Origin of the sequence: Coprococcus sp. ART55/1 (assembly GCF_000210595.1) — a bacterium.
Classification (GTDB): domain Bacteria; phylum Bacillota; class Clostridia; order Lachnospirales; family Lachnospiraceae; genus Coprococcus; species Coprococcus aceti.
The window spans coordinates 1,634,597-1,637,769 of record NC_021018.1; the positions used below are offsets into that span (position 1 = coordinate 1,634,597).

Genomic DNA, 3,173 nt, shown 5'->3' on the forward strand with positions numbered 1-3,173 from the left:
TATTCTCAGTCATTTTTTTGTCTATTTATCTGACTATATGTTCATATTACTTTACTGCTGCTCCTGTGCCAGTGTCTCCTCTATGAGATTCCAGATCTCATCTCTTCCCTGCTTTGTCTGTGCGGAGAACGGTATCATCGTTGTTCCAGGAACAAGATCCAGTTTCTCACGTATGAGCTTCAAGTTCTTCTGAACCTGGCTTCTCTTGATCTTGTCCAGTTTTGTGCAAATGATCACCGGCTCATAGCCATTGTCCACGATCCAGTCATACATCATGCAGTCATTCTCCGATGGCACATGTCTTATGTCTATCAGCAGGAATACCTTTTTGAGCTGCGGAGAACCGTGAAGGTATCTCTCGATCATCTTGCCCCATTTTGCTCTTATCTCCACCGATACTTTTGCATATCCATATCCCGGCAGATCCACAAAGTACAGATTTTTATTTACATTATAGAAATTGATCGTCTGTGTCTTACCTGGCTGCGCGGATGTTCTGGCAAGCGACTTCCTGTTAAGCAATCCATTTATCAGAGATGATTTTCCTACATTTGACTTGCCGGCAAATGCGATCTCCGGGAGATCGTTATCAGGTAATTTACTTGTAATTCCACACACAGTCTCAAGCTCAGCGCTCTTTACTATCATATACTTCTCCTTATCTGACAAGGGCAAGGTCAAGCACCTGCCTCATGTCTTCCACTAAATGAATATTGACTCCCGATGTTATCTCTTCATCCAACTCCAGATAATCGCTCTCATTTTTCGACGGTATCAGTATATCTTTAACACCGATCATCTTGGCTGCAAGGAGCTTCTCCTTCAGGCCTCCAATAGGAAGCACCTCTCCTCTGAGAGTTATCTCTCCTGTCATCGCTATTCTGCCATTAACCGGCACGTTAAATATGGCTGAATACAACGCTGTCGCCATGGTTATTCCGGCAGACGGACCATCCTTTGGAACTGCCCCCTCCGGTATATGGATATGGAAATCGTGCTTTGCAAAGTAATCGTCTCCAAGCGCCAGTGATTCCTTGAGGGATCTGATATAACTCATTCCCGCATAAGCGGATTCCTTCATAACATCGCCCATCTTACCTGTGAGCTGAAGAGTTCCTGTCCCCGGAAGCACATTGACCTCTATCTCCAGAGTGACACCGCCAACCGCCGTCCAAGCAAGGCCTCTGACAGCGCCAATTTTATTCTTCAGATTTCCATTCTCATCTTTATATTTGTATGGACCAAGGAAATCCTGGATATTCTTCTTTGTGACTTTGACCACATCCATCTCACCGGTGAGTATCTTGCGGCAGGCCTTCCGACACACCTTGTCTATATTTCTCTCAAGACTTCTGACTCCCGCCTCTCTCGTGTAGTGGCTTATGATCTCCCTTATGGCACCGGCATCTATCTTGAACTGAGATTTTGTCAGTCCGTTCTTCTCACGGGTCTTCTCCACAAGGTACAGCTTTGCTATATGATACTTCTCATTCTCCGTGTATCCCGATATATTTATGACTTCCATTCTGTCGAGGAGCGGCCCCGGTATACCGGAGATGTCGTTCGCCGTTGCTATGAACAGCACATTGCTCAGATCCACCGGCACTCCAAAATAGTGATCATTGAACTCTTTGTTCTGCTCACCATCAAGCACCTCGAGAAGTGCCGATGACACGTCTCCCTTGTAATCACTGCTCACCTTGTCTATCTCATCGAGAAGCATGAGCGGGTTGTTCGTCTTTGCCTTTATCATGGATTGTACAATCTTTCCAGGCATAGCTCCCACATATGTTTTCCTGTGACCTCGGATCTCCGCCTCATCGTGGACTCCGCCCAGTGATAAGCGGACATATTTCCTCGATGTTGCACGGGCTATCGACCTTGCTATGGATGTCTTTCCTGTTCCCGGAGGTCCCACAAGACAAATGATCGGAAGGTCCCCCTTATTGCTCAATATATGAACAGCAAGATAATCAACGATCCTCTCTTTGACCTCCTCAAGGCCATAGTGATCTTTGTCAAGTATGTCTATGGCTGACTGCAGATCATTATTATCTTCCGTTGACACATTCCACGGATAGCTGAGCATCACATCGATATAGTTTGCCGACACACTGCTCTCCACTGCATTCTGAGGTATACCCTTATAGTAATTTATCTCTTTTTCTATCTTATCGTATACTTCCTGGCTGCAGCCCGCCTCATCGAGTCTCTTCTGGAATTCTCTGACATTTGCATCTACGCCGTCGTCACCAAGCTCCTTACGGATAACGGACATCTGCTCTCTGAGCACATACTTTCTCTGATTCTCAGCGGTCTCCTGATTGACCTTTTCCATGATCTCTTTCTTGATCTTGCCGATTCCGAGAACTTCCTCCATTATCTGTATCAACCTCATAGCGCGGCTTCTGACATCTAGCATCTCCAGAAGCTCCTGCCTGTTGTCATCAGATATATTCACATAGTCGGCCATGCTGTCAACCAGCTTTCTGACAGACTTGAATGAACGTATCTCCCTGTACAGAACGTTGTTCTTCACTATACCCTCGTCAAATGCTTCCTTAAGCTTTTCCTTGAGTATGCTCTGTATAGCCTTCTCCTCATCCTCGCTGATGTCGTTAGTCTCCTCCACATCTGTCACGTGGCACACATAATATTTATCCTTGCTGTAATCCACAAGGCGCGCTCTCTTCTCAGTCTGTATGAGAACTCTCATGCCTTTGTTCTGAAGTCTGACAAACTGCTTTATCCTGGCTATGACACCTATCTCATAAAACGAAACTGTCTTATCGCCGTTCTTATGAACAGGATTTGCCAGAAATATACATTCCTCATTCTTGACTGCATGTCCCACCGCCTCGCAGGCTTCACGCGTTGTCGCATCAAGATAGAAGGACAATTCCGGCATAACCACGCCATCGTCAAGACTAATCATTGTCATCTCTAACATTTTCTCATTCATACCTGTTATCTCCGTATATATCATTAAAAAATAAGACGTTATCAACACTGCACATTTAAAGGCTTATAAGGGCGCAAATGTATGTCAGCGTTGTAACGTCTCATTTCGGCAATAATGACTATGCACTCTCGCCGTTATCTGTATTTGCCTTTTTCTTCCTTACCTTTTTCTTAGGAAGGTCTGTATCCTCTGATGGATCTCTGTAAGTCAG

General features: G+C 45.2%; 2 protein-coding genes. Both read right to left on the reverse strand.

Going from position 1 to position 3,173, the window contains the following annotated elements; all coding sequences use genetic code 11:
• Positions 1-51: 51 nt before the first annotated feature.
• Entirely contained in the window at positions 52-648 is a 597-nt protein-coding gene (gene yihA, locus CCU_RS07510) for a ribosome biogenesis GTP-binding protein YihA/YsxC (protein ID WP_015534161.1), read from the reverse strand.
• A 10-nt stretch (positions 649-658) separates the two neighbouring features.
• Positions 659-2,962 (reverse strand): endopeptidase La, encoded by a 2,304-nt coding sequence (gene lon, locus CCU_RS07515; RefSeq protein ID WP_015534162.1) that lies wholly within the window; start codon positions 2,960-2,962, stop codon positions 659-661.
• Positions 2,963-3,173: the final 211 nt, after the last annotated feature.